The organism is Sphingomonas sp. dw_22 (genome assembly GCF_018449795.1).
Lineage (GTDB): Bacteria > Pseudomonadota > Alphaproteobacteria > Sphingomonadales > Sphingomonadaceae > Sphingomonas.
Genome location: NZ_JAAVVE010000002.1, coordinates 63,578 through 88,360 on the forward strand (window position 1 = coordinate 63,578; position 24,783 = coordinate 88,360).

General features: G+C 66.4%; 20 protein-coding genes and 1 pseudogene. 9 read left to right on the plus strand and 12 right to left on the minus strand.

What is annotated here, in order from left to right:
- Positions 1–8 precede the first annotated feature (8 nt).
- Together HB724_RS01160 and HB724_RS01165 are read right to left on the minus strand one after the other, a co-directional pair.
- Positions 9–902 carry a universal stress protein gene (locus tag HB724_RS01160; RefSeq protein ID WP_213979067.1) on the minus strand — a complete coding sequence of 298 codons (894 nt, stop codon included), beginning with the start codon at positions 900–902 and terminating at the stop codon, positions 9–11.
- 23 nt (positions 903–925) lie between these two features.
- On the minus strand, positions 926–3,607 hold the full coding sequence (locus tag HB724_RS01165; protein ID WP_346344642.1) for an HAD-IC family P-type ATPase: 2,682 nt from the start codon (positions 3,605–3,607) through the stop codon (positions 926–928).
- 302 nt (positions 3,608–3,909) lie between these two features.
- On the opposite strand from HB724_RS01165, the gene ppsA reads away from it, so the two are divergent.
- Positions 3,910–6,354 carry a phosphoenolpyruvate synthase gene (gene ppsA, locus HB724_RS01170; RefSeq protein WP_213979068.1) on the plus strand — a complete coding sequence of 815 codons (2,445 nt, stop codon included), beginning with the start codon at positions 3,910–3,912 and terminating at the stop codon, positions 6,352–6,354.
- A 107-nt stretch (positions 6,355–6,461) separates the two neighbouring features.
- Here ppsA and HB724_RS01175 read toward each other — a convergent pair whose 3' ends face one another.
- Complete coding sequence (locus tag HB724_RS01175; RefSeq protein ID WP_213979069.1) at positions 6,462–6,977, minus strand: hypothetical protein; 516 nt, start codon at positions 6,975–6,977, stop codon at positions 6,462–6,464.
- Between the two features lie 96 nt (positions 6,978–7,073).
- On the opposite strand from HB724_RS01175, the gene HB724_RS20325 reads away from it, so the two are divergent.
- Positions 7,074–7,259, plus strand: coding sequence for a hypothetical protein (locus tag HB724_RS20325; RefSeq protein ID WP_256731235.1), 186 nt, complete (start codon positions 7,074–7,076; stop codon positions 7,257–7,259).
- 214 nt (positions 7,260–7,473) lie between these two features.
- On the opposite strand, the gene HB724_RS01185 is transcribed toward HB724_RS20325, so the two are convergent.
- Positions 7,474–8,784 carry an NtaA/DmoA family FMN-dependent monooxygenase gene (locus HB724_RS01185; protein ID WP_213979070.1) on the minus strand — a complete coding sequence of 437 codons (1,311 nt, stop codon included), beginning with the start codon at positions 8,782–8,784 and terminating at the stop codon, positions 7,474–7,476.
- Between the two features lie 241 nt (positions 8,785–9,025).
- Between HB724_RS01185 and HB724_RS01190 the strand changes: the two genes are divergently transcribed.
- The 7 genes from HB724_RS01190 to HB724_RS01220 are packed head-to-tail and all read left to right on the plus strand — an operon-like array spanning position 9,026 to position 15,799.
- The gene (locus HB724_RS01190) at positions 9,026–11,089 is read left to right on the plus strand and encodes a TonB-dependent receptor (protein ID WP_213979071.1); all 2,064 of its coding nucleotides are present in this window, start codon (positions 9,026–9,028) and stop codon (positions 11,087–11,089) included.
- 27 nt (positions 11,090–11,116) lie between these two features.
- Positions 11,117–12,067, plus strand: coding sequence for an aliphatic sulfonate ABC transporter substrate-binding protein (locus HB724_RS01195; protein WP_213979072.1), 951 nt, complete (start codon positions 11,117–11,119; stop codon positions 12,065–12,067).
- The gene (locus HB724_RS01200; protein WP_213979073.1) at positions 12,064–12,834 is read left to right on the plus strand and encodes an ABC transporter permease; all 771 of its coding nucleotides are present in this window, start codon (positions 12,064–12,066) and stop codon (positions 12,832–12,834) included. Before HB724_RS01195 ends, HB724_RS01200 begins: the two co-directional genes overlap by 4 nt.
- On the plus strand, positions 12,831–13,583 hold the full coding sequence (locus tag HB724_RS01205) for an ABC transporter ATP-binding protein (RefSeq protein WP_213979074.1): 753 nt from the start codon (positions 12,831–12,833) through the stop codon (positions 13,581–13,583). The genes HB724_RS01200 and HB724_RS01205 overlap by 4 nt, the downstream gene beginning before the upstream one ends.
- The gene (locus tag HB724_RS01210) at positions 13,576–14,241 is read left to right on the plus strand and encodes a glutathione S-transferase family protein (RefSeq protein ID WP_213979075.1); all 666 of its coding nucleotides are present in this window, start codon (positions 13,576–13,578) and stop codon (positions 14,239–14,241) included. The genes HB724_RS01205 and HB724_RS01210 overlap by 8 nt, the downstream gene beginning before the upstream one ends.
- Positions 14,238–14,576 (plus strand): hypothetical protein, encoded by a 339-nt coding sequence (locus HB724_RS01215; RefSeq protein ID WP_213979076.1) that lies wholly within the window; start codon positions 14,238–14,240, stop codon positions 14,574–14,576. Before HB724_RS01210 ends, HB724_RS01215 begins: the two co-directional genes overlap by 4 nt.
- Positions 14,573–15,799 (plus strand): SfnB family sulfur acquisition oxidoreductase, encoded by a 1,227-nt coding sequence (locus HB724_RS01220; RefSeq protein WP_213979077.1) that lies wholly within the window; start codon positions 14,573–14,575, stop codon positions 15,797–15,799. The genes HB724_RS01215 and HB724_RS01220 overlap by 4 nt, the downstream gene beginning before the upstream one ends.
- A 478-nt stretch (positions 15,800–16,277) precedes the next feature.
- Here the strand turns inward: HB724_RS01220 and HB724_RS01225 are convergent, their stop codons facing one another.
- The 8 genes and pseudogenes from HB724_RS01225 to HB724_RS01255 form a co-directional block, all read right to left on the minus strand.
- Positions 16,278–17,255 carry a beta-eliminating lyase-related protein gene (locus tag HB724_RS01225; RefSeq protein ID WP_213979078.1) on the minus strand — a complete coding sequence of 326 codons (978 nt, stop codon included), beginning with the start codon at positions 17,253–17,255 and terminating at the stop codon, positions 16,278–16,280.
- Positions 17,256–17,733: 478 nt separating this feature from the next.
- A pseudogene (locus tag HB724_RS01230) lies at positions 17,734–18,195 on the minus strand (Ti-type conjugative transfer relaxase TraA); the annotation flags it as partial.
- Positions 18,196–18,298: 103 nt separating this feature from the next.
- The gene (locus tag HB724_RS01235) at positions 18,299–18,613 is read right to left on the minus strand and encodes a hypothetical protein (RefSeq protein ID WP_213979080.1); all 315 of its coding nucleotides are present in this window, start codon (positions 18,611–18,613) and stop codon (positions 18,299–18,301) included.
- A gap of 132 nt (positions 18,614–18,745) precedes the next feature.
- Positions 18,746–19,024 (minus strand): Arm DNA-binding domain-containing protein, encoded by a 279-nt coding sequence (locus HB724_RS20665; protein ID WP_346344643.1) that lies wholly within the window; start codon positions 19,022–19,024, stop codon positions 18,746–18,748.
- Between the two features lie 166 nt (positions 19,025–19,190).
- Positions 19,191–21,215, minus strand: coding sequence for a TonB-dependent receptor (locus HB724_RS20670; protein WP_213979209.1), 2,025 nt, complete (start codon positions 21,213–21,215; stop codon positions 19,191–19,193).
- Positions 21,216–21,779: a cytochrome b/b6 domain-containing protein gene (locus HB724_RS01245; RefSeq protein ID WP_213979081.1), complete on the minus strand. Its 564-nt coding sequence runs from the start codon at positions 21,777–21,779 to the stop codon at positions 21,216–21,218.
- Positions 21,776–22,726 (minus strand): glycerophosphodiester phosphodiesterase family protein, encoded by a 951-nt coding sequence (locus HB724_RS01250; protein WP_213979082.1) that lies wholly within the window; start codon positions 22,724–22,726, stop codon positions 21,776–21,778. Before HB724_RS01250 ends, HB724_RS01245 begins: the two co-directional genes overlap by 4 nt.
- 44 nt (positions 22,727–22,770) lie before the next feature.
- The gene (locus HB724_RS01255; protein WP_213979083.1) at positions 22,771–24,738 is read right to left on the minus strand and encodes a TonB-dependent receptor; all 1,968 of its coding nucleotides are present in this window, start codon (positions 24,736–24,738) and stop codon (positions 22,771–22,773) included.
- Positions 24,739–24,783 lie beyond the last annotated feature (45 nt).

Here is a 24,783-nt window from a genome sequence, read left to right on the forward strand (position 1 = left end):
CTGTCATGTCAGGCGGCGCGGGGATCACGCACGAGCAGGACGTCACCCGGCACTGCGTCGATCATCCTGCGTGCGGTGCTGCCGATCAGCAGTTCGTAGATCGCCCCGCCGCCATGGCTCCCGACGACGGTGAGATCGACGCGGTGGTCGCGCACATAGTCGTGGAGCAGCGTCTCCGGCGCGCCGTGCTCGATCAGCCGGTTGATCCGTTTCCGCACGGCATCGGCGATGTCGGCTTCGGCGAGGAAACGGTCGGCGACTTCCTGCTCCATGCGCCGGAAGCCGGTCTTGACCTCGTCCGCGCTCAGATAGCTCGCAAAGGGTACGTCATAGCCGTTGAACAGCGTGAAGTCCGCATCGGGGAAGAAGCGGGTCGCCGCCTGCAGCGCATGCCGCGAGGACGACGAGAAGTCGGTCGCGACGACGATATTGCGATACGGCGCACGCGCCCGGCTTCGGGCGATCAGCAGCGGGATGGACGATTTGCGCATCAGCCGGTCGACCGTGTCGCCGAACAGCATGCGGCCGAGCGGTTCGTCGCGCGCGACGCCGGTGACGATAAGCCCCGCCCCTTCGCGCGCCGCGGCGGCGAGAACGATTTCCGCGGGCCGGCCGGTCTCGACGTGAAAGTCGATCGTCCCAGGCAAGCCGTCCAGATCCTCCTGCAGACGATCCCGTGCCACCCGCTCGGGGCCGGGCGGGCGCCGCCAGGAAGGCAGGTCCGATCGGCCCGGTATATCCTGCGCCTCGCCCGCCTCCACGGCATGCACCACGACCAGCCGCGCTCCCCATTGCCCGGCAAGCTGCACCGAGCGATCGAGCGCGCGGTCGCAACGCGCGCTGAAGTCGGTCGCGAGCAGGATCGTCGCGGGCAGTCCATTCATCCAGCCGGCCTCGGTCATCATGCGTCTCCCTGTCCCCGGGGTCATTCCGAAAGCTCCTCGAACCAGCCGATCCGCCGCATCAGCAGCTTCTCGCCTTCGAGCAGCACCATCAGCGCGATGCCGATCCCGACGATCAGCGCGCCGTCGGCAAGGCTCAGCGGACGGCTCGCGAAAATCTCGTTCATGAACGGCGCATAGGTGAAGGCGAGCTGGCCCGCGACGACCACGCCGATCGCCGCGAGCACCGCCGGCGTGCCGAGCGCGCCGCGCCAGCTGATCGATCCCTTGTGCAGATAGCGCACGTTGAAGAGGTAGAAGATCTCGCCGACGACCAGCATGTTGACGACCATCGTGCGCGCGGTCGCGATGTCGCGGCCCGCGTCCAGCGCGTAGAAGAACACGCCGAGCGCCGCGCCCGCGAGCAGCACCGAGACGAGCACCACCCGCCACAGCAGGAAAGACGAAAGCAGCGGCGCATCGGGACGCCGCGGCCGGCGGCGCATCACCCCGGGCTCGGAAGGCTCGAAGGCGAGCGCCAGGCCCAGCGTTCCCTCCAGGATCAGGTTGACCCAGAGAATCTGCGTGGCCGTCATCGGCAGCGCGAAGCCGGCGAAGATCGCAAGCACCACCACCAGCGTCTCGCCCCCGTTGGTCGGGATCGTCCACGAAGTCACCTTGCGGATATTGTCATAGACCGTGCGCCCTTCATGGACGGCACTGACGATCGACGCGAAATTGTCGTCGAGCAGCACCATCTCGGCGGCTTCCTTGGCGGCCTCGGTACCCTTGCGGCCCATCGCGGTGCCGACATCGGCCTGCTTGAGCGACGGCGCGTCGTTCACCCCGTCGCCGGTCATCGCGACGATCGCCCCGTCCGCCTGGAGCGCACGCACGATCCTGAGCTTGTGCTCCGGGCTGGTGCGCGCGAAGACCGAGACGCGCCGGACCAGCACCGCGAGTTCGGCGTCGGACAGCCCGTCGAGTTCCGCGCCGGTGATCGCCTGCGGATCGTCGGCTAGGCCGAGTTGGCGGGCGATGGCGAGCGCCGTGGTCACGTGATCGCCGGTTATCATCTTCACTTCGATCCCGGCCGAACGACATTCGGCGATCGCCGCAGTCGCCTCGGGCCGCGGCGGATCGATGAAGCCGATGATGCCGAGCAGTTCGACGCCGCCGGCCACATCGGCGAAGCCCAGGTGCTCGGTGCCGGCAGGAAGCCGCTTCATCCCGAAGGCGAGCACCCGCTCGCCTTCGCCGGCCGCCTCGGCGATGCGCGCGTTCCAGAAATCGAGATCGGGGGCGGCCGCCATGCCGAACAGCGCTTCGGGTGCGCCCTTGACGAACGCGAACGCCTCGCCCGTCGGCGAGCGGTGCAGCGAGGCCATGAAGCGGTGCGCCGCATCGAACGGGATCTCGTCGATCCGCGGCCATTCGGCACGTACATCGGCCGGATCGAGCTTGGCCTTCATCGCCAGCGCCACCAGCGCGCCTTCCATCGGATCACCGTCCACATGCCACTGGCCGGCAGATTCGCGCAGATGCGCATCGTTGCAAAGCAGGCCGCATCGCAGCACGGGCATCGCCGCGGCCAGCGCCTCGGCATCGTCGTCGGTGCCCTCGGCGATGATCTCCCCTTCGGGACGATAGCCCGAGCCTCCGACCATCAGCCGGTGCGCGGTCGTGACGACCTGCCGCGCGGTCATCTCGTTGCGGGTGAGGGTTCCGGTCTTGTCGGAGCAGATGACCGAGGTGGCGCCCAGCGTCTCGACCGCGGGGAGCTTGCGGATCACCGCGTTGCGGCTCGCCATCCGGCGGACGCCGATGGCGAGCGTGATGGTGATGACCGCGGGCAGCCCTTCCGGAATCACCCCGACCGCAAGCGCCACCACTGCGATCAGCGCCTCGTCCCAGACGAAGCCACGGGCCAGCACGGCGAAGGCGAAGAGCGCGACCGACCCGATAAGGACGATCGCGGTGAAGCGGCGGGCGAAGCGCTCGATCTGGCGAAGCAGCGGCGTCGTCAGCATCTCGACCGACTGGAGCAGCCGGCTGATCCGGCCGATCTCGGTCGCGGTGCCGGTGGCGACGACCAGGCCGGTCGCCTGCCCCGCCGCGACCAGCGTGCCGGAAAAGGCCATGTTCGAGCGGTCGCCGAGCGACGCCTCGGCCGGGACGACGGCTTCGTTCTTCTCGGAGGCCACCGATTCACCGGTCAGGGCCGCTTCGTCGATCAGCAGGCCGCGCGCGCGCAGCAGGCGCAGGTCGGCGGGCACGCGATCGCCCGCCTCCAGCAGGACGATGTCGCCGGGGACGAGATCGCGCACCGCGACCTGGGTGCGCACGCCGTCGCGCAGCGCCACGGCATGCGGGGCGATCATGTCGCGGATCGCGTCCAGCGCCTGCTCGGCCTTGCCCTCCTGGGCGAAGCCGACGATCGCGTTGACCAGCACGACCACCAGGATGACGGCCGCATCGATCCCATGGCCGAGCAGCATCGCCGCCGCCGCGCCCGCCAGGAGGAAGTAGATGAGCGCGCTGCGGAACTGCTTCAGGAAGCGCAGGACCGGGTGATGGCGCGTCGCCCCCGGCAACGCGTTCGGGCCATATCGCGCCAGCCGCTGCGCGGCCTCTTCAGGCGTGAAGCCAGTTCGCGATGCATCGAGCATCGCGAGCACGCGTTCCTCGGATTCGGAATGCCAGGGCTTGCCGGATGCATGATCCACACCCGGGCCGCCCTGCCCCCCCTCCATCGGGCGTGCCGATAGCGATCGCTCGGCCTTGGCTCCCGTTTCGCGGATGTTCGCTTGCTCCAACATTGTGATGGTATTGATAAAGGCGATGCGACCCGCCGCTGAATAGGCACACCTACGTAGTTCTCGCCCCAGCGGCCCTCATCTCCCGGATGCCGTAATCGCAGGCACCTCGACCGCTGCGACGAGGGCGAGCCGCCGGAGCGCGCAACATCGGCTCGAGCCTGCGGACATTGCGTATCGCCACGACTGGCCGAGCCTTCATGCTGCGCCCCATGACGCACGCAGCCCGAATCGCCTCGCCCGGCCCCGTTCCAGCCGCCGCTGCTCCCGATCCCCTGATATTGCCGTTCGACGCGATGGGGATCGGCGACGTCGCCCAGGTCGGCGGCAAGAATGCGTCCCTCGGCGAGATGGTGCGGCACCTGGGGCCGTCTGGCGTGCGCATCCCGGAGGGCTTCGCGGTCACCGCCGCCGCCTATCGCGCCTTGATCGCCGAGTCGGGGCTGGATCCGGCGATGCGCGCCGCGATCCATGGCTATCGCGCCGGCAGCACGTCGCTCCACGACACTGGGGAAGCGATACGCGCGCTGATCGGGAATGCCGATCTCCCCGCCCGCGTCGAGCAGGCGGTGCGTCAGGGCTATCGCGACCTTTGCCGGCGCGTCGGCCGCGACGGCATCGCGGTGGCGGTCCGATCGAGCGCGACGGCAGAGGATCTGCCCGACGCCAGCTTCGCCGGGCAGCAGGAGACCTTCCTCAACGTGCGCGGCGAAACAGCGCTCATCGCGGCGTGCCGCCGCTGCTACGCATCGCTCTTCACCGATCGCGCGATCAGCTACCGCGAAGCCAAGGGCTTCGATCATTTCGCGGTCGCGCTGTCCATTGGCGTCCAGCGCATGGTGCGCGCCGATCTGGCCGGATCGGGCGTGATGTTCTCGCTCGATACCGAGACCGGCTTTCCCGGCATGATCTCGATCAGCGCCGCCTGGGGCCTTGGCGAGCCGGTGGTCCAGGGATCGGTCGATCCCGATCTCTATCGCGTGTTCAAGCCCCTGCTGTCGGATCCGGGCGCCCGCCCGATCATCGAGCGCAAGCGCGGCGGCAAGGCCCGCAAGATGCGCTACGGCGCCCATGGCGGCGGCACGCGCATCGTCAGGACCAGCAAGGTGGAGCGCCAGGCGCTCGTCCTGGACGACGACGAGATAGTGACGCTGGCGCGCTGGGCGGTCGCGGTCGAGGCGCATTACGGCCGCGCGATGGACATGGAATGGGCCAAGGACGGCGAGACCGACGAACTGTTCCTCGTCCAGGCCCGCCCCGAGACGGTGCATGCGGCGGCGGCCGGAACGGCGCTCCGGCACTGGCAGCTCGACGCCGCCACCGGCAAGCCCCTGGTCAAGGGTTCGGCGGTGGGCCAGGCCATCGCTTCAGGCCGGGTCTGCCTGATCCGCGACGCGCGCGATATCGAACGCTTCCCCGATGGCGCGATCCTGGTGACCGAGATGACCGATCCCGATTGGGTGCCGGTGATGCGCCGCGCCGCCGGGATCGTCACGGATCATGGCGGCTCGACCAGCCATGCCGCCATCGTCAGCCGCGAACTCGGCGTACCCGCCGTGGTCGGCACCGGCGATGCCACCCGCCTGCTCGCCGATGGCGACGAGATCACGATCTCGTGCGCGCAGGGCGAGGAAGGCCGGGTCTTCGCGGGGCTGCTACCGTTCAGCAGTACCGAGATCGCGATCGATGCCCTGCCGAAAACGCGCACCGAATTGATGCTCAACCTTGCCGATCCCGATGCGGCGCCCGCCTGGTGGCGCCTGCCCGCCCGGGGCGTCGGCCTTGCGCGGATGGAGTTCATCGTGAGCAACCAGGTGCGCGTCCACCCGATGGCGCTCGTCCATCCCGAGCGGGTGACCGTTCCGGCCGCGCGCCGCCGGATCGCGGCGCTGACCGAGGATTATGCCGATCCGCGCGAATATTTCGTGTCCACGCTCGCGCTCGGCATCGCCAAGATAGCGAGCATATTCCATCCGCATCCAGCGATCGTCCGGCTGAGCGACTTCAAGACCAATGAATATGCCGGGCTGCTCGGCGGCGCCGATTTCGAGCCGCGCGAGGAGAATCCGATGCTCGGGTTCCGCGGTGCCTCGCGCTATTATCACGAGCGGTATCGCGAGGGCTTCGCGCTCGAATGCCGGGCGCTGAAGCGCGTGCGCGAGACGATCGGCCTCAAGAACGTCGTCGTCATGGTGCCGTTCTGCCGGACGCCGGAGGAGGCCCGCCTCGTCCTCGCGGAAATGGCGGCCAACGGGCTGGTGCGCGGCGAAAACGGTCTTGAGATCTACATGATGTGCGAGATTCCCGCGAACATCGTCCTCACCGAGGAATTCTCCGCCCATTTCGACGGCTTCTCGATCGGCTCCAACGACCTCACCCAGCTCATGCTCGGCATCGATCGCGATTCCGACGTGCTGGCGCCGCTGTTCGACGAGCGCAGCCCCGCGGTGACCAGGATGATCGCCGACTTCGTCCGCCGCGCGCATGCCTGCGGAACGAAGGTCGGCATCTGCGGGCAGGCCCCGAGCAACTATCCGGAGTTCGCGCGCTTTCTAGTCGAGCAGGGAATCGACTCGATTTCGCTCAACCCGGACAGCCTCGTCGCGACGCTACGCAATCTCGCCGAAGTCGAGCGGGCGCTGGACGCGGCGCGCTAAGATGGCCGATATCGCCACGCGCATGATAAACTCGTGGCGTGCCCGGACAGGCGGGCGATCCGGTGAATGCGCCAAGAGAAATGCCGCATCGGCGATCTAGCCCGGATTCACACACAGTGCCCCTTTGCGCGAAGAACTGCGAGCGCCTCTTCGCGCCGGTCGCCGCACTGGACGATAAGTATCGCACGACCGGCCTTCAGATGCTGCTCGGCAGCTTTCGCCTGCACTTCGGAAATGCCGAGCCCGACCAGCGATCCGGCAAGACCGCCCAAAGCACTACCCGAGATAGTTCCGGTGAGCGCCGCCGCGAGCGGACCAACGGCGAGCGTCGGGCCGATCCCCGGAATGGCCAGCAGGCCAAATCCAGCCAGGACGCCGCCGAGTCCCCCGGCCACGGCCCCGAGTCCAGCTCCCTTTTCCCCGCCCACCTCGATGGCCTCATCAATCCGGCCGTCGCGCAGTGACTCCGCCGTTTCATCGACCGGAGCTTGCACGAACAGACTTATGTCACCTGGCGCAAAGCCGTCAGCGATCAGAGCGTGAATCACTTCCTCGGCGATTTTGCGCGACGGCAGGAGAGCCACTTCATGGCGAAGCTGTGACCCGTTACCTCGATCGTTCATGGTGTCCCGCCTCCGCTTGCGGGCAGAACCTAGAACGCTCTGCGGATCGAAGCCACTCGTTCCATCTCCCGGTATGGACGACAACGGCTCGGCCATATGTTCGCGAACGGCGAACTATTTGGGTGGCACCTCCATCAGGAGGCAATTCCGCTCTTTGCCGACCACCACGGCATCAGCATGAAGACGGCGGGCCTGCAGTTCGTGCTCGCCAACCCGGCGGTCGCGACAGTGATCCGGGGGCCAGCCGGCCGGGCCGGATCGGCGAAGACCGTGTGGCGCTGAACGAGAGCATTCCCACCGGCTTCTGGCGCGAACTGCGAGGCAGGCCTCATCGATCCGACTGCCCCGCTTCCAGAACGACCTGATGGACCAGCGCCTTCGAGTGTGATGGCGTCCCGGAACGACCGTTTTCAGGGCGCCATCGCCGGACAACAAAAGGCCGGCATTGGGCAGGCCTTGCTGCCGGTTCGAACAGTAGGTCGGCATGAAGCATATTTCACGCATGTTCCGCTTGGCCGGCATAGCGGTCGCGCAGCGTCACGTTGCTGTACTCCCGCTTGAAAAGACCGCGTCGCTGCAGGATCGGGACTACCAGATCGACGAAATCCGACACACCCTTCGGCAGTTCAGCCGGCATGATGTTAAACCCGTCGGCCGCGTCGGTTTCGAACCAGTGCTGCAGCGTGTCGGCGATCTGTTCCGGCGAACCGGTCACATTCAGGTGCGTGGAGGATGGCTGGTCGATCAACTGGCGGATCGTCAGCGACCGATCGCGCGCGCTCTTGAGCAGCGTTGCGCGATGGTCGTGGCCGACAATGGCGTCGGGGGGCACCAAGTCCCAGGGCAGTTCGCCATCGATATCCCGTGAAAGGGCATCCAGCGGCAACTGGAGCTGGTGCGCAAGGCTGCCGAGCCGGACGTCGAGCGGAACGAGATTGGTGAGATAGGCGGCGCGCTCCTGCGCTTCCTCGGCCGTTCGGCCGACGACGGTGACCACGCCCGGCAGCAGCTTGACGGTATCAGGATCGCGGCCCTGTTCGGCGACCCGATCGCGCAGTTCGCGGCGATAGGCGCGGGAGATGTCGATGTCATTCTGCACCGTGAAGACGGCGTGGGCGTATCGTGCGGCCAGCTTGGTGCCCATCGGCGATCCGCCAGCCTGCACGAGTATCGGCGCGCCCTGTGGGCTCCGGCCCGTCACGAGCGGACCGGGAATCCGGAAATGCTCGCCGGCAAAATCCACGGCGTGGACCTTTGCCGCATCCACATAGACCCCACTGTCGACATCGGCGATCAGCGCGTCCTGATCCCAGCTGGCCCATAGTGCCAGCACGACGTCGACGAACTCCCTGGCGCGCGCATATCGTGCCTCCTTGGGCGGCGCAGCGGCGAGCGAGAAATTGCGGGCGGCATCGTCTCCGGCGGTGACGACGAAGTTCCAGCCGAAGCGGCCGTTGCTGACATGATCGAGCGACATCAGCCGGCGCGCCAGGTTGTACGGCGTGTTGTAGCTGGTCGAAGCGGTCGCGATGAGGCCGATATGGCTGGTGCGCGCCGAGAGGTAGGAAAGCACCACGACCGGATCGAGGAACCGCGGCGGACGATGTACGCCCTCCGCGCTCCACGATGCGAAGTCCGCCAGAAAGAACCCGTCGAATTTCCCGCGCTCGGCGATCTGCGCGATTTCGGCGAAATGATCAATGCTCGCATAATATTCGGGCGGGCGCTCGCCCGTTCGCCAGCCGCCGGCGGAGAAGCCGCCCGGCATCGGATTGAGATTCAGGATGATCTGACGGGGGTCGCTCATACGGTTCCTCGAAGCTGGGCGCCAACTAGCAGCGCACGGTGAAAAGCGCCCGGGCGCCTGCGCTCGCGTCGGGTAACAGGGGAAATCGGTCCTGAATGGATTGAAAAACTTGGCCGCCGCGAACCAGAACTTGAATCTCCTACTAATCTGATAGGATATAACCGGCTCCCATTGGGCTGCCGCCCGCATCGATCGCAGGCAGGCGGACTCCTTGATCGAATCCAAAAGCTCGGGAGGCAAAGTGGGGAAGAAACTGACAGCCGCAGTGGCGCTTGTTCCGGCGATGTGGCCGATAGCGCAGGCGCGGGCACAGGACGCTGCGCTGCCGGTGGAGGAAGTTCAGGCCGGCTCGAACGAGGAGATCGTCGTCCAGGCCCGCAATCGAATCACCAATGTGGATGTGATTGCGGGCAACGCCTCGGTCATCTCGGCAGACCAGGTCGAGAACGGCCGCGCGGCCAATATCGGGGATGCGCTTCGCTTCCAGCCCGGCCTGCTCGCCCAGACCGCAACCGGAGGGGAAGCGACACGCTTCTCGATGCGCGGATCTGGCATCATCCGCAGCCCCTTCGCCTGGGGCACCGGCATCCAGATGCTGATCGACGGCCTGCCGATGACCACCGCGGAGGGCAGCCCCTACGAATATTATGAGGCGCTCGCGAACAATTATATCGAAGTCTATCGCGGCGCGAACGCGTTCGATTACTCGCCCACCACCCAGGGCGGTGCGATCAACTATGTGCCGCATACCGGCTATGATTCCGCGCCGCTGCTGGTGCGCGCCGAAGCGGGATCCTTCGGCTATAATCGCCAGCAGATCAGCTCCGGCGCGGTGCGGGGCGATTTCGACTATTATGTCTCCGGAACGCGCTTCGCGATGGACGGCTTCCGCCGCCACAGCAACTCGCGCAGCCTGCGCCTGGTCGCCGATGCCGGATACAGGATCACGCCCGATCTGAAGGCACGGCTCTATTTCATCTACGCCGACCAGGACACCAAGATGACATCGGCGCTGACCCGGGCGCAGATCGAAGCGGATCCCCGCGCCAACAGCAGCACGACGGGCAGCCGCAAAAATCCCGACTCGCTGCTGCTGGGCACTACCGTCGACTGGGCGCTGGGTGACGCATCGTCGCTCAAGCTCGGCGTGGCGTACAAGCGCTACAAGGTTCGCAACATCAACATCGCGGTCCCCGACTATTGGAACATCGAGGATATCGCCGCCTCGCTGCGCTATGATCGCGAGGACACGTTGTTCGGGCGATCGAGCAAGACCGAAGTCGCCGTGCTGTTTTCGGCGCTGTTGCCGGGCTCGCACAATCGCAAGTTCAGCACCGACCTCTCGACGTTGCGCCAGCGGGTCTCGTTCAAAGGCGTCGACGCGACCTTCCTCATCAAGAACGACCTCGAACTCGCCGATCGGCTCTGGCTGACCACCGGCCTGGCCGCGATCGATCAGACGCGCGCGAGCCATATCACGCTACCGACGCGCGATTTCCGCGATCAGGAATATTTCAACCTGACCCCCCGTGTCGGCGCGCGTTTCGAAGCCGGCGGCGGGATCGAACTGTTCGCCAACTACAGCCGCTCGGTCGAAGCGCCGATCTCCCACGCGCTGCCACAGCTTGTCGGTGGGCTCTACACCTACAATGCCGATATTCGCGAGCAGGTGCAGGACACGGCCGAGGCGGGCGCGCGCGGGAAGCTGGGCGGCTTCAACTGGAGCCTGGCGCTGTATCGTACCTGGGTGAAGGATGAGTTGCTCAACGTGCAGGTTTCGCCGGCGGTGGGCTCGACCCCGGCGGTGATTATCGCGACCAACGCCAAGAGCCCGACGATCCATCAGGGCATCGAAGCGGCAGCCGAGGGCACGCTATGGAAATCCGGCGGCTTCGCGCTGAGCACCCAGCAATCGCTGACGATCAACGATTTCCATTACCGCCACGAGCCCGACTTCGGGACGGCCGACCTGCCGGGGGTTCCACGCGGCCTGTATCAGGGCGCGCTGCGGATCGACCATGACTCCGGCCTTTTCGCCGGTGTCGGCACCGAAATCCTGCTCAACCGCTACGCCGCCGACTTCGCCAACACGATCTGGGTGAAGCCATATGCCATCCTCGACCTGCGCGCCGGCTGGTCGAGCAAGGACAAGAGCTGGCAGTTGTTCGTCGACGGCAAGAATGTGACCGACAAACGGTACACCGCCTTCGTCTCGCCCGTCTACAACGCCCGCGGTGTCGACAGCGCCGCCTATTTCCCGGGCATGGGCGCCAACATCACCGTCGGCATCACAAAGGCTTTCTGAAGCACCGCCTTGAAGGGGAAACCGACCATGATCGACCCGACACGCCGCCAGTTCGTCCTGTCCTTCGCCGCGCTCGCCATGCTGCAGGCGTGCAAGGGTGGGGGCACCGCGAAGAATGGCGAGATCCGCATAGGCTATCTGCGCACCCAGGGGCCGATCGTCGACCTGGCGATCGATCCCCAGTTCACGGGATCGGCCATCAAGCTCTTCCCGTTCGAGAGCGGCAACGACGTGCTGGAAGCGGTGATCGCACGCGCAGTCGATGTCGGGGAAACCGGCGAGGTGCAGCCGATCTTCGCCCAATCGGCCGGGCAGAAGGTCAAGGTCGTCGGATCGACGATGCCCGCGCTGCTCACCAGCATGCTGGTGCGCAAGGATGCGCCGCTTCGGACGATTGCCGATCTGAAGGGCCGCAAGGTCTCGTTCGTCGAAGGCACCAATTCGCACTGGCTGCTGATCAGCGCGTTGCGCAGCGCCGGCCTCAAGCAGGGCGATATCGTGCCGGTCTCGCTCAACGGCCCCGATGCGCTGACATCGCTGCTCAACGGGCAAGTCGATGCGATCGTGACCACCACTCCGGCCACGCAGGTTGCCCTGACCCAGGGCGCGCGCGAACTCTTCAACAATGGCGGCCTGACGAACTCGGCGCTCTACTATGTCGCCACCGACGAGACGGTGCGCGATCGGCCGGACGCCGTTGCCACCTTCCTGAAGGCGCTTTCGCAGCATACCCGCTGGACCGCCGCCAATCCCGACAAGTTCGTCGCGCACGCCGTCAAGGAACTGGGCGTCACGCCGCAAGTCGCGGCGTCGTTATGGAAGGCCGTGCCCAAGGGGCTCGCGCCGGTCGGAACGGGCGCCATCGGCGCCTATAATCAGCGCATCGCCGACGCCTTCCTGGCGCAGAAGCTGATCCCCGCGTGGATCGACGCGGCCGAGGGTGTCGACGGCAGATTCGACAAGGTGCTGGCGGCATGACCGGCGCGCATTCCCGGCTGGCTGCGCGCGCGGCGGTGCCCGTCGCGCTTGTCCTGCTCTGGCAGATCGCGGTGTCGAGCGGGTTGCTGCCCGAAAGCTATGCGAGTTCGCCGGCCGGCGTCGTGCGCGCCTTGTCCGACCTCAACGATCGTGACGTGCTCTGGCCGTCGCTCGCGAAATCGCTGCAACGTGCCGCGCTCGGCTTCCTGATCGGCGGCGGCCTGGGAATGGTCTTCGGCACGATCGTCGGCCTGTCGTCGCGCGCCGAAACCGGGCTGGACGCGACGTTCCAGGCATTCCGGGCGCTGCCCCACTTCGCGCTGATCCCGCTGCTGCTGATCTGGTTCGGCATCGGGGAGGCGCCGAAGGTCGCGCTCATCGCCCTCGCCAGCTTCTTCCCGATCTACCTCAATCTCTACAAATCGATCCGCGGCATCGATCCGCGGCTGCACGAGCTGGCGATGGTCCAGAAATTGACCCCATGGCAACGGCTGACGAGCATCACGCTGCCGGGGGCGCTGCCGGGCCTGCTGATCGGCGCCCGTTATTCGTTGGCCGGGGCCTGGCTGTCGCTCATCGTCGCGGAGCAGTTCAACGCCCGCTCCGGCATCGGCTTCGTCACGATGCAGGCACGACTTTTCTCGCAGATATCGACGATCGTCGCCTGCCTGTTTCTCTACGCGCTCATCGGCATCCTGATCGATGTCGTCGTGCGCCTGGCCGAGCGCAACCTGATCGGCTGGCATGCAAGCGAGGCGCACCGATGAGCGTCGTCGGCGAAATCGTCGCCGCATCTGCCCCTGGCGGGACGCGTGCGCCGGTCATCGAGGTGCGCGGGCTGCGCCGGCAGTTCGGCACGCGAGAGGTGCTTGGCGCCATCGATCTGACCGTCGCCCCCGGCGAGTTCGTATCGATCATCGGCAAGAGCGGGTGCGGCAAGTCGACGCTGCTGCGGTTGATCGGCGGTCTGGATCGCCCGAGCGCCGGGACGGTGCATTGCGACCCTTCGCTCAACCTCGTCTTCCAGGATGCCCGGCTGATCCCCTGGCGCAATGTCTGGCGCAATATCACGCTCGGCCGGAAGGGGCGCAAAGCCGAACGACGCGAGAGCGCGCGCGGCGTGCTGGCGGAAGTGGCCCTGAGCGAGCGGATCGACGATTCGCCGGCGACGCTGTCGGGGGGAGAGGCGCAGCGCGTCTCGTTCGCGCGCGCGCTGCTCTCCAATCCGCGCGTGCTGCTGCTCGACGAGCCGTTCGGCGCGCTCGATGCGCTGACGCGGATCCGCATGCAGGTGCTGCTCGCGCGCCTCCAGCGCGATCACGGCTTCGCCGCCCTGCTCGTCACGCACGATGTCGAGGAAGCCATCCTGTTGTCCGATCGCATCCTGGTGATGCGCGACGGGGGCTTCGCCTCGCAGCAGATCGTGCCGCTGCCGCGCCCGCGCCATCGCGCCGACCCGGACCTGCTCGCCCTCAAACTCGCATTGCTCGCCGAACTGGGAATAACCGATGCCTGAATCCGCACCGCAAACCATCGACACACCGCCGACGATCACGATCCTGTCCCGCCGCAGCTCCTCCAGCGCCCAGAAGGTGTTCTGGGCGCTGGAGGAGCTGGGCGTCGATTATCGGCAGGTCGATGCAGGCAGGTCGTTCAGTGTCGTCGACACGCCGGAATATCTGGCGAAGAACCCCAATGGCCTGGTGCCGACCCTCGAGACGTCGGACGGCCTCGTGCTGTGGGAATCCAACGCCATCGTCCGGTATCTGGCCGCGCGCTATGGCTCGGGCAGCCTGTGGCCGGAGGATCCGGCCGCCCGTGCGCTCTCGGATCGCTGGATGGATTGGGCGGACACGACCGCCAAACCCGCGATCAATCCGCTCTTTTCCAAACTGGTGATGCGGTGGCAGCCGAGCACCGATGCCGAGATCGCCGCCCATATCGAACTATCGGACAAGATCCTGAAGCGATTGGCGGGCGTGATCGGCGGCCGGCCCTATGTCGCCGGAGACACGCTGACGATCGGCGACATTCCGCTGGGCATGATTATCAACCGCTGGTTCCAGCTACCGATCGAGCGCCCGGCGCTGCCTGCGATCGAGGAGTATTACGCCCGTCTGCGCGAACGGCCCGCCTATCGCCGCAACGTCGTCGACGCGCCGCCGGTCATATGAACCCCGCCCGGAGCGAGATTCCGATCGTCCAGGCCGATCCTGTGGCCGAGGCGGATCGGCTGCTGCACGATCTTGCCGCGAAGCTGCGTGCGGACGGGCGCAATGCCGATCCCGGTTCGCTCCTCAAGATCGGGCGGTTGCAGACGCGGCTGGAGGCAGTTCGTGCGCTGGGGCCGGGACTGGAAGCGGAAGCCCTGGCAGTTGCGCTGCTGCACGCGATTTCGGCAGCCTTCCCCGCAAGTGCCCGTCGCGAACCTCGACCTGCGGAGGAGGACAACCATCTGCGCTTCGAAGCGATCGGGCGCGCCTATCTTGTCGACGGGATCGAGCCGTGACCGGCCTGGTGTCGGGTTTCGCGCATCCGCGCGATCGCGCCGCGGCAATCGGAACCGACGCGGAAGCGATCGCCGCCGCGCGCCGTGTAGCACAGGGTCTTGCCGAGGGCGCGATCGACCGCGACCGCGACCAGCTGGTGCCGATCGCCGAGATGAATGCCTTGTCCGAGGCCGGGCTGCTCGGCATCACGGTCCCGGCTGCACAGGGCGGTGCCGATGTTTCGTTCGAGACCGTGGCCGAGGTCTTCCGGATATTGTCCGCGGCGGACCCGGCGATCGGGCAGGTACCGCAGAACCATTTCGTATGCGCCAATGTGCTGCGCGAATGCGGCACGCCTGAACAGCAGCGCTTCTTCTTTGCCGAGCTTCTGGACGGCGCGCGCTTCGGCAACGCCCAGGCCGAGCGCGGCACGAGTTCGGTCCTCGACATTAAGACAGGCGTCTATCGCAACGGCGATGCCTACCGGCTGAGAGGGACCAAATATTACTGCACGGGCGCGCTGATGGCCGACTGGATCCCGGTCGCCGCCCTCGATGAGGAGGATCGCACGGTCTATGCATTCGTCTCGCGCCATGCCGCAGGCGTCGAGGTGCTGCGCGACTGGGATCCGATCGGCCAGCGCGTGACGTTTTCGGGCACGGTCCGTTTCAACGATGTCGACCTCGCCCCCGATCAGATCGTCGCGCCCTGGCCGAAGGGACCGGCCGCGACCCTGCATCATGCGTTCCTGACGCTCATGCATGCCGCAATCGATGTCGGGATCGCCGGAAACGCCTGGGCCGACACTCTCGCGGCGCTTCGCGCCCGCAAGCGGCCCCGCCATGGCGCCCGCGTAACCCTGGCGCAGGAGGATCCCTATGTCCTCGCCGATCTCGGCCAGGGTCTCGCACAGCTCCATGCGCTCGAGGCGCTCCTCGCGCATGCGGCACGCACACTGGACAATGCGCGCCGGGGCAATGTCGAATCCGCGTCCGCCGCTGCGGTGGTTGCGGCATCAGGGGTGAAGGCTCTGGCTGAAGACGTGGCGATCGAGGCCGCGAACCAGTTGTTCGCGCTCACGGGTTCGGCATCCACCGATCGTGCACTCGGATTCGATCGGCACTGGCGCAACGCACGGACGCATACCGTCCACGATGCCAACCAGTGGCGTTATCGGATCGTAGGCGACTGGACGGTCAATGCTGCCGCCCCTGCGCCTCTGGCTCGTCGCAGAGCGACGTGAGGCCTGGTCTCGGCCATCCGATTGCACACCCCAGTCCAGCTTGCTGACGAGATCGGCATCCCCAACGAGGCCTAAACGATCGCAATCCATGCCCGCTTCCACGACCTTCCGAAAAGCGATCAAGCGACTTACGGCCAGACTTTCGCGTGCGGCTGACCGATCAGCCGAAGCCGTTATGTCCGCTCCTGACAACAGCGGTCATACGCCGCGGCCACTGCGAACGACAGCAAAGTCCCAATGTCCGCCGTCCGCGCGGGCAGGATTTCGGAGATGAACGCATGACAGTTTTTGGGCGCGGCGATTTGGTCGCTGGAGGCTGGCTTTGGGCACGTATCGGCTGCAGCCGATACGCTAACCGCCAGCAGCTTTAGAGTACGATCCGGAGATTGCGGCTATACTCCCATTTGCGCCAACAACGTCTCAGCCAATGCTTGAACGGTGACTTGAACGCCTTCAGATTGGGCACGCGTGAATGGTTTTAGCCGAGAAAAAGCCCGGCATATGCCTTTACCGGGCGCCTCAGGATGGTCTGGTTGACGTAGAGAGGTACGATGCCCTCTTGCCATTGTCCGATCCGCACGCCGGCGACCCGCCCTCGTTCGAATGCCGCCTCGGCGAGCGCATGTGGCATTTCGAGCATGTGGATGTTCGAGGTGTTGGGGTTGGGCCGCCGCTTCACCTTGCCGCTCTTTTCCAGGAGCGCGATCAGTTCGTCGGCCGCACCGTGCGCGCGCTCCATGATGGCGCGAAAGCTATGGAGTTCGTCCAATGCCAACATCGCCGGCGCCCAGCCCTGATAGACCAGTCCGCCATAGAGGTGACGATATTCGCGCGCTTTGGCGATCGTCGCCGCCAGCCCCGCCAGCACCACACCGAACGGCGCGCCCAGATATTTGTACAGCGAAACATAAACCGTCTCGAACGGCGCGACATAGCCCTTCACATCCAGCGAGGGCGGCGCGAGCAGCAGCCGCGCGCCGTCGAGATGCATCGGCGTGCCATGGCGCTTCGCCAGCGCGGCGATCTCGACAATCCGCGCGGCGGGGATCATCTCGCCGTGCAGCCTGCGCACCGGACTTTCCAGCGAGATCGCGCCGACCTTTAGCGGGTAAGGCCCCTTTTCCGCCGCATCGAACGCGGCGGTCAGTTCGTCCTGCGTCGGCACCGCGCGACCGGCGCCCAGCGGCACGAGGTTGATCCCGGCCAACCGCTGCGCCGCGTCGCTCTCGTCGCGGTAGAGATGGCTGTCCTCCTGGCAGAAGGCATGATGGTCGTCGTCGCACAGCACTCGCACCGCGACGTTGTTGGCCAGCGTGCCGGTCGGGAAGAAGGCGCAGGCCTCCTTGCCGAGCAGTGCCGCGAACGCCGTCTCCAGCGCTTCGACCGCACCGCCCTTCAGATAGCTGTCGCGCGCCGCGCCAGGCGCGCCGACAAGCTCGGCCAGCCGCGCGGACATCTGTGCTGGAGTTCGAGGCGCATCGTCGCCGACGAGCCAGACACTGTGCGCGTCCGGTGGCGGGAATTCCGGCTGCGTGCGCGTTGACGAGCCGTAATCTGGGCCGCGGCAGGCGTTGCGCTCGCACACAAAGCGCCCTGCACGAAAAGGCGACGGTCAAGCATTACGATCTCCCCCTCCCCCACGCCTCGGGCCAGTTCGGCCACAGAACGGCATGTGTATGAACTGACATCTGTCGGGCGGGCAAGAACCACGAATGCTCGTCGACAAATATCCACCACCTGCTGTCGTTTACGAGCGCTATCGCTCGGCAGGCTTATTTTACGGATGAGGCATTTTTATCCATGCTCAACAGAGCTCGGCTGCAAACGCATACGGGCCGTAGATCGAGACAGACGAATGGATCGCGTGCCGGAGCGGGCTTCGCTTTCTCAACCGCAGGCTCAGGCAGCCGTATCTGCCGCCGATCGGTGAAGTCGCGCGTGTAATCCGAAGTCATGCCCTTGGCGCGATCGCGTGAGAGCGCACGCACGAGCTTCGAGGCTTCGTCAAAATCGTCGCGGCCATAATGAAGGTCGACACGGTCGCGGTGCCGCGACAGCGCGACATACGCGGCGTGTCGGTCGAGGCCCGGCGTCGCCAGCACATGCGCACGATCGACGGCGGCGCCCTGCGTCTTATGGATCGTAGCGGCGTAGCCGGGATCGATCTGGTTATAGTGCTTTAGGTCGAGCGCCACTGCGCGACCGTCATTGAGCATCACCGCCATGCGCGCGTCGGTGACGCTCTGGGCGATCCCGAGCGATCCGTTCTTCACGCCCATGCTGCCCTCATTCTTGAGGAGCATGATCCGGTCGCCGGATGCGAACGTCCGCTGCCCTCGCTCCGCGCAAAGCGCGACATCCTCGCCTAGTTCCGCCGGCACGCGCCAGACCTTGTCCGCGAAGTCGATCTCGCTCCAGTTCGCCGGGTCGCAGGAAAACGTGGGGCGCCAGTCGCAGGGCAAAGAGCGTCTCGGGCCGCCCCTTATAATCCTCGATCGCTCACAGTAGCTCTCCGACCTTCTGCGGATCGACGATCGCGGCATGATGCTTGACCTTCGGGACCGTCAACACCCCACGCAGGATGTCAGCCGGATTTCGGTCGGTGCGCAGTGTCGCGAAACCGTAGCGAAAGACCCGGCCGGCAAATGCCCAAAGCCTAAGCGCGGTTTCGTGATGGCCACGACGCTCTACCCGCTTCAGCACGTCGAGGAGTTCGTACGGTGTCAGCGATGCGATCGGCCGGTCGGCGATGCTCCCAGCAATTCGAGGAACCACCTCGGCTTCTTCACGGTAGCGGGAGACTTCCCCTCCCATTCCATCTTGATGAACTCGTCGGCAACCAGTTGAAGGTGGTCTTGGCTGCGAGCTCGGCCTCAAGGCGCCTCTGCTGCTTTTCCTGGACGGGGCCGATCCCGTCGATGAGCTGAGCGTGCGCCTGCTGGAGCGTCACGGCAGGAAAGGTGCAAGCGATAGCTTCCGCTCGGTCCCGAAGACCTTGAAGCGAAACCGCCACAGCGGAGCTCCGGTCGGTTGTACCAACAGGAACAGTCCGTCGGAGTCCGGAACCTTGTAAGGGCGCGCTTGTGGTTTCAACGCGCGAATATGCAATTCGTAAGCATGGTGAACCACGTCTTCTGGCTCGTTCGTGGTCCACCGATTCGTGGTCCACTTTGAGCGGGTCACAACGGAACATAATGAGATTTTGTGGGACCGAACAGCCGGCATTTCACCGTAAATTTCTGCGGTTTTCTAGCGTCGTTCTCATTATGGACTGGTGCCCCATAGGGGACGAAGATGGGCATTCAAATTACTGGAGAATTTCGATTGCACGCGGCTGAAAGTAGCTGAAATCGGAAGGGCCGCTTATCGAGCAAGGACTTGAAAAGCCGACTCACTGATAGCGGAAGGACAGGAACAATCCGCTGCGCGAGCGATAGACGCGCTGTTCGTCATACAGGATCGTCCCGGTATCGCGCCGGCCGTCATGGAGCGTGCGCTCGCGCTCACGCTTGCGCGAGAGAAGATTCTCGACGGTCGTCTCGACCGTCAGCCGCGTCGTCGGGCGATAGATCCATTTGAGACTGGCATAGGGCTGGTCGCGCGTCGCGCGGATCTCGTCGATGCGGCGATAGGTGGCGGTTTCGCTGAAATAGACGTCGAGCGCCCAGCTCGATTTCAGCCGCGGGCGATCGAGCGTCGCGTGCAGCGTTCCCGAAAAGGGCGAACTGCCGGAGATCGCACGCTGCTCGCCGGTCATGGGATCGCGCACGCTGCTCCAGCGCCGCTCGCCGTCGAAATTCACGCGCGCGCCGGCAAGACCCAGCCGGTCGAGCGGCCAACTGATGCGCACGGCCGCCGCGCCGATCGTGCCGCGGCCGATATTGCCCGGAGCGTCGAGGTCGCCGACCGGCATCCGGTCCAATACATTGTCGATCCACTGGTGACGGCCCGTCAGCGTCACCGAGCCATCCGTGCCGAAGCGGCGTTCCCAGGCGGCCTCGAAGGTCCATTCGGTCTGCGGACGAAGCGCGGCGTTGCCCGCGTCGATCGTCCCTTCGATCAGCGAGGCGCTGCTGGCGAAATCGCTGAAGTCGAGCTGCCCCACCTCGCGCTCGACGCGTAGCCGCAACTGGCCGTGGCGGCCCGCATCCCATTGCAGCGTGAGCTTGGGCTTCAGGAAACCGAAATCGCGCGCATATTCCCGTCCGGTCTCGCGATCGAGTTGGCGCAATGTGGAGGTTTCGCCACGCAATGTCGCCTCGGCGAGAAGCCCGGCTGCCGGCGCGCCCTTGAGCCGGCCGAACAGGTCTACGCGCCGCTCGCTCACCTTCACATCCGCGCCGGGAAGCGGAAAGGCCGTGCCGTCGAGGTTGAGCCGCGACCGGCTGCCGAGCGCGTTGTCGGCGAACTCGGCGCCCGCCTCCCATCCGAGCCCCCTGGCGGAGGGCCGGTCGAAGGCGGCGCGGACGATCCGCTCGTCGGCGAGGCTGTCGCCGCGATAGTCGCTGGCGCCGCCGCCTTCGTCGCTGCCCGACCGCGTGACGATATGCTTGCGCATGCCCAGCGCGAGCAGCTTGGCGGTGAGGCTGGGGGCCAGGAGGTGCGTCCATTCGACGCCGACTTCGCCGCTGGTGGTGAGGTTCCGGTCGTCGATATGCGCAGTCGTGCCCGCGTCCGGGCCGGTCGCGAACGCCAGGCGCTCGTGCGTGCGATAGTCCTGCCAGGTGAGCGACCCGTTCCGCGCAACGTGCCGCCGGCAAGCGGCAGGTCGCCCGCCAGCCGTCCCACGGCGCCGCGGATCGGCGAATCGATCGCGTCGCGGGCACGCTTCATCTCCCGGCCGTCCGCTGCGCGCCGGACGCGCGAGCCGGTGCCGCTCTCGTCCTGGTTGGCGGACAGCTGGATCGAGCCCTCCCAGCCGCCCGCCGGCGTGCGGCGGCTGTTCTCGAACCGGAGGGACGGCCGCACGATGCCGTCGGGATAAGCATAGCCGGAGAGCGTGTAGGTCCGCGTCGCGGTGCCGGCCGCCTTGCGCACGACATTGACGAGTAGCTGCACGCCCTGCCGGTCGATACCCGCCCGCTCGCCACGGATCAGCTCGATCCGCGCGACCTGGCGCGCGGGGATTGCCTGGAGGACCGTGTCGATGGTGTCGTTCTTGGTGGAGGGTCGCGCGCCGTCGATCAGCACATTGCCCGCTGCGCCGGCATAGCCGCGCACGGCCTCGCCGCCGTCGATCACGAACCCGGGGATGCGCTGGACCATGTCGAGCGCGGTCGCCGGGGCGGCATCGCGGAAATAGTCGAGCTCGAACACCAGATCCTTGCCGGCGCCACGCGGCGCCTCTTGGGCGCGCACTTCGAAAGCAAGGAAGAACAGGGCAAGATACGAGAATGCAAGACGATTCAACGGCAATTCACTTGCGGAAGGCCAGGCGCGGCAACATCGCGCGCAGCGTGTTGTCGCCCGGATGCAGCGCATGGCGCAGCGCCCCGGCGATATGGAAGGCGGCAAGGCCAAGCAGCGCATAGCCGCCCCATTTGTGCGCGTAGCTGAGCATCATGCTCACCGCATCGCTGCGCGGCAGCAGGGGCGGAATCGTCACGCCGGCGGGCAACGCGATGCCATGGCCGGCGAGCGAATCCATGACATAGCCGCAAACCGGCAGCAGGATCACCAGCGCGAGCAACAAGCCGTGGACGCCGAGCACCAGACCGCGCATCGCCCCCTTGGCAGCGAGCGGTGGCCGCCGGGTGCGAGCGCGCACGGCGATCCAGCACAGCGCAAACGCCAGCACGGTCAGTCCGCCAATCTTGTGCCAGCCGATCCCGGCCTCATAGCGGTCGAGATAGCGCTGGCTCCAGTCGGGCGGCGACAGCAGGTAGATGCCGTAGCCGGCGGTCGCCAGCACCAGCGCCGCCGTGCTCCAGTGGAGCAGGACGATCGCCGCGGGCCAGCGCACGCCGGCCGGGCGCGTCATCGTACCTTGCCCGGCGCGATCGCCTTGCATTGGCGCAGCGCCGGCTCGATCGGGCGAACCGCAGCGATCTCGGCGTCCGCCTCGACGGCGCGGTCGGTCGCGAGCAGATCGACGCCGTCGCTCGCCAGCTCGGCATAGATGCCCTTGAGCCCGAGATTCTCGACCGTGCTGTCGACATACCAGAGCGTGCCATAGGCCAGCGTCAGCCCGCGATCGTGGATCGCCTTCCACAGCGCCCGGTCGCGCTTGCCGATGCCGTTCCAGGCGATCACATGCTTGAAGTCGATGCCCGCCGCGACATAGCGGTCGAGCTCGGCCATGTCGGTCACTTCGAGCGTCATGGTGATCGTCGGATCGAGCTTCTGGACCCGCACGGCATCATCGAGGCTGTTGACCAGCAGCATGACGTGCGGCTGCGCATGCGCCTGCCGGATCTCGCCGACGATCTGTTCGAGCGTGTCGCTTTCCTTGATTTCCGCGAGCAGCAGCGCGCGGTCCCTGGTCCAGGCGATGGCATCGCTCAGCCTGGGCATATGGAAGGGCGTGAGCTTGCCGTCATCGTCCTTGAGCTGGAGCTGCCGCAGCGCGCTCCAGTCCTGGGCGCGGATCGGGCCGGTGCCGTTGCTGGTGCGATCGAGCGTGTCGTCGTGCATCAGCACAAGCACACCGTCGCGGCTGCGATGCACGTCGGTTTCGAACACCATCGGCACCGAAGCGAGCGTGTGCGCGGCGGTTTCGAGCGCATTCTCAGGATAGCCGGGTCCGACGCCGCCGCGGTGCGCGCTGGAGAGCGTGCCCTTGCCGCGCAGGCAGGCGAACAGATCGGCGACGGTCGGCAGCGGATTGGCGATCGGCACGCGCGGCTCAGGCAACGATTGCTGCGCGGCGAGCGGCGTTCCCGCGACGAACGCAGCGGCGGAGAGCAACAGGGGGAAGAATTTACGCATGGCTTTTTCTTTCCGATGGAGGCGACCAGAGGGGGAAGCGGGCGCTAGAAACGGGCGCGCGTGCCGATCAGCCACGTGCGCGGCGCACTGGCGTAGCTGTTCGGCTCTTCATATTTGGCGTCGAACGCATTCCGCAGATTGGCGAACAGCTCGACCGCATCGATCAGCTTGTAGCGGACCGAGAAGTTGACGATGTCGTAGTCCGGCACCGTGCCGTTGCCGAGATAGTTGCCGCCCGGCCCCCAGGGGCTGGTGGGCTCATAGACGACGTCCTCGCGCACGCCGCGCCGCAGATATTCGCCGGTGAGCGACAGCGGCGTGATCGGAGTCACGGTCAGGTTGGCCGACCAGGCGTTCTTCGGCCGGCGGAGCAGCTGCTCGCCGGTCGCGCCGTTATAGGCGTTGGTGCGCGTATAGTTGACCGCGAGATCGGCGATGGTGCCCGCGCGCGCCTTGAAGCTCAGCTCATAGCCGTCGATCTTCGCGCGGCCGACGTTGAGGTTGGTGAGCGTGGCGGAATCATATTCGATCAGGTCGTTGATCTTGGTGTCGAAATAGGTCGCGCTGACGCTCGCCCAGCCGATGGCGCCGATGCGGCTGCCCGCGTCGAGGCCGGCTTCGAACGACTTGCCATGTTCCGGCCGCAGCAGGGGATTGGCGACGTTGTACGCGCTCGTGGTGTAACGCTCGGCGAGCGCCGGCGCCTTGAACGATGTGCCATAGGCCACATAGACGCGCCCGCCGATCTCCGGCAGGCGCAGCACCGCGCCCGCGTTCCAGGTCGTCACCGCCTTGAAGAATTCGGGATCGTCGTGGCGGACCGAGCCGCTGAGATCGACGCGATCGGCGATCGAGGCCTGGGCCAGGCCATAGAGCGCGGTCTGCTTCTCCGCGCGGGCGAGCGGATCGCTATAGCCGTCGAACGCGGTGACCTTGTCCTTCTGCCATTCGATGCCGGCCGACACGGTCGCCTTGACCGCTTCGACCGGCTTGAACTCGAAGCGATTGCGCCAGGCCGCGAAGGTGCGCAGGCCGGTGGCGCTGGTGTCGGGGCCGCCGAAGCTGTTGTTCGCGTCGGGATGGTTCCATTCGGAGCGCTTGTTGTCGACCTGGCCGAATTCGAGATCGCCCTGGTAGCGGCCGTCGAGCGCGACATAGCGCGGCGCCACGCGCCAGATGAAATAGCGGTCGCGACCGCCGCGTCCGGCGCGGTCGAGCGCGGCGTCGTCATAATCGGCCTTGGCCTTGCGATAGCGCGCGAGGCCGCGCAGCGTGAGCCCGTCGGCCACATCGAGCGCGACATTGCCGCTGGCCGAGAAGAAACGGCTGCCGTCGCGCTCGCCCAGATCGTCGGCGATGCGGCTGGCGGTGTTGTTGAAGCCGCCGGTCTCGAAATATTCGCCGGTGAGGCTGTAATGGACCGGCCCCGCGCTGCCGCGCGCACCGCCCAGGACGTGATAGGTATCGAGGTTGCCGCCCGACACTTCGCCATAGGGCATGAACGCCCGTTCGCCGCCGACGCGCGGGATGAAGTTGATTACGCCGCCGACCGCGTCCGAGCCATAGACCGCCGAGGCGGGGCCGCGCAGCACCTCGATGCGCTCGAGATCGCCGAGCGCGTCCGAGCCGAAGTTGAACTGGCCGTTGGGCGAGGAGGCATCGTTGAGGCGGATGCCGTCATACAGCGCCAGCGTGTGCTTCGAATTGGTGCCGCGCGCGAAGACCGAGGTCAGCGTCCCGGCGCCGCCGCTCTGGACCACGCTCAAGCCGGGAATAGCCTTGAGCGCGTCGACGGCGGTGACATAGCCCTTGCGCTCGATATCGTCGCGCGTGACGACGTCGGTGCGCGCGGCGATGCTGTCGGCCCTGGCGCCCCCGCGCGTGGCGGTGACGACGATCTGGTCGTCATCGGGCTGTTGCACCGGCTTGTCGTCCTGCGCCAGCGCGGGCGAGGCGGACGCGAAGCCGATCGACAGCGCGAGCATCGTGGAGATGTAATGATCGTAATGCATGATGTGGCGGCCCCCGGTTTGGTTTCCCGGCGGCTAGGACCGCAG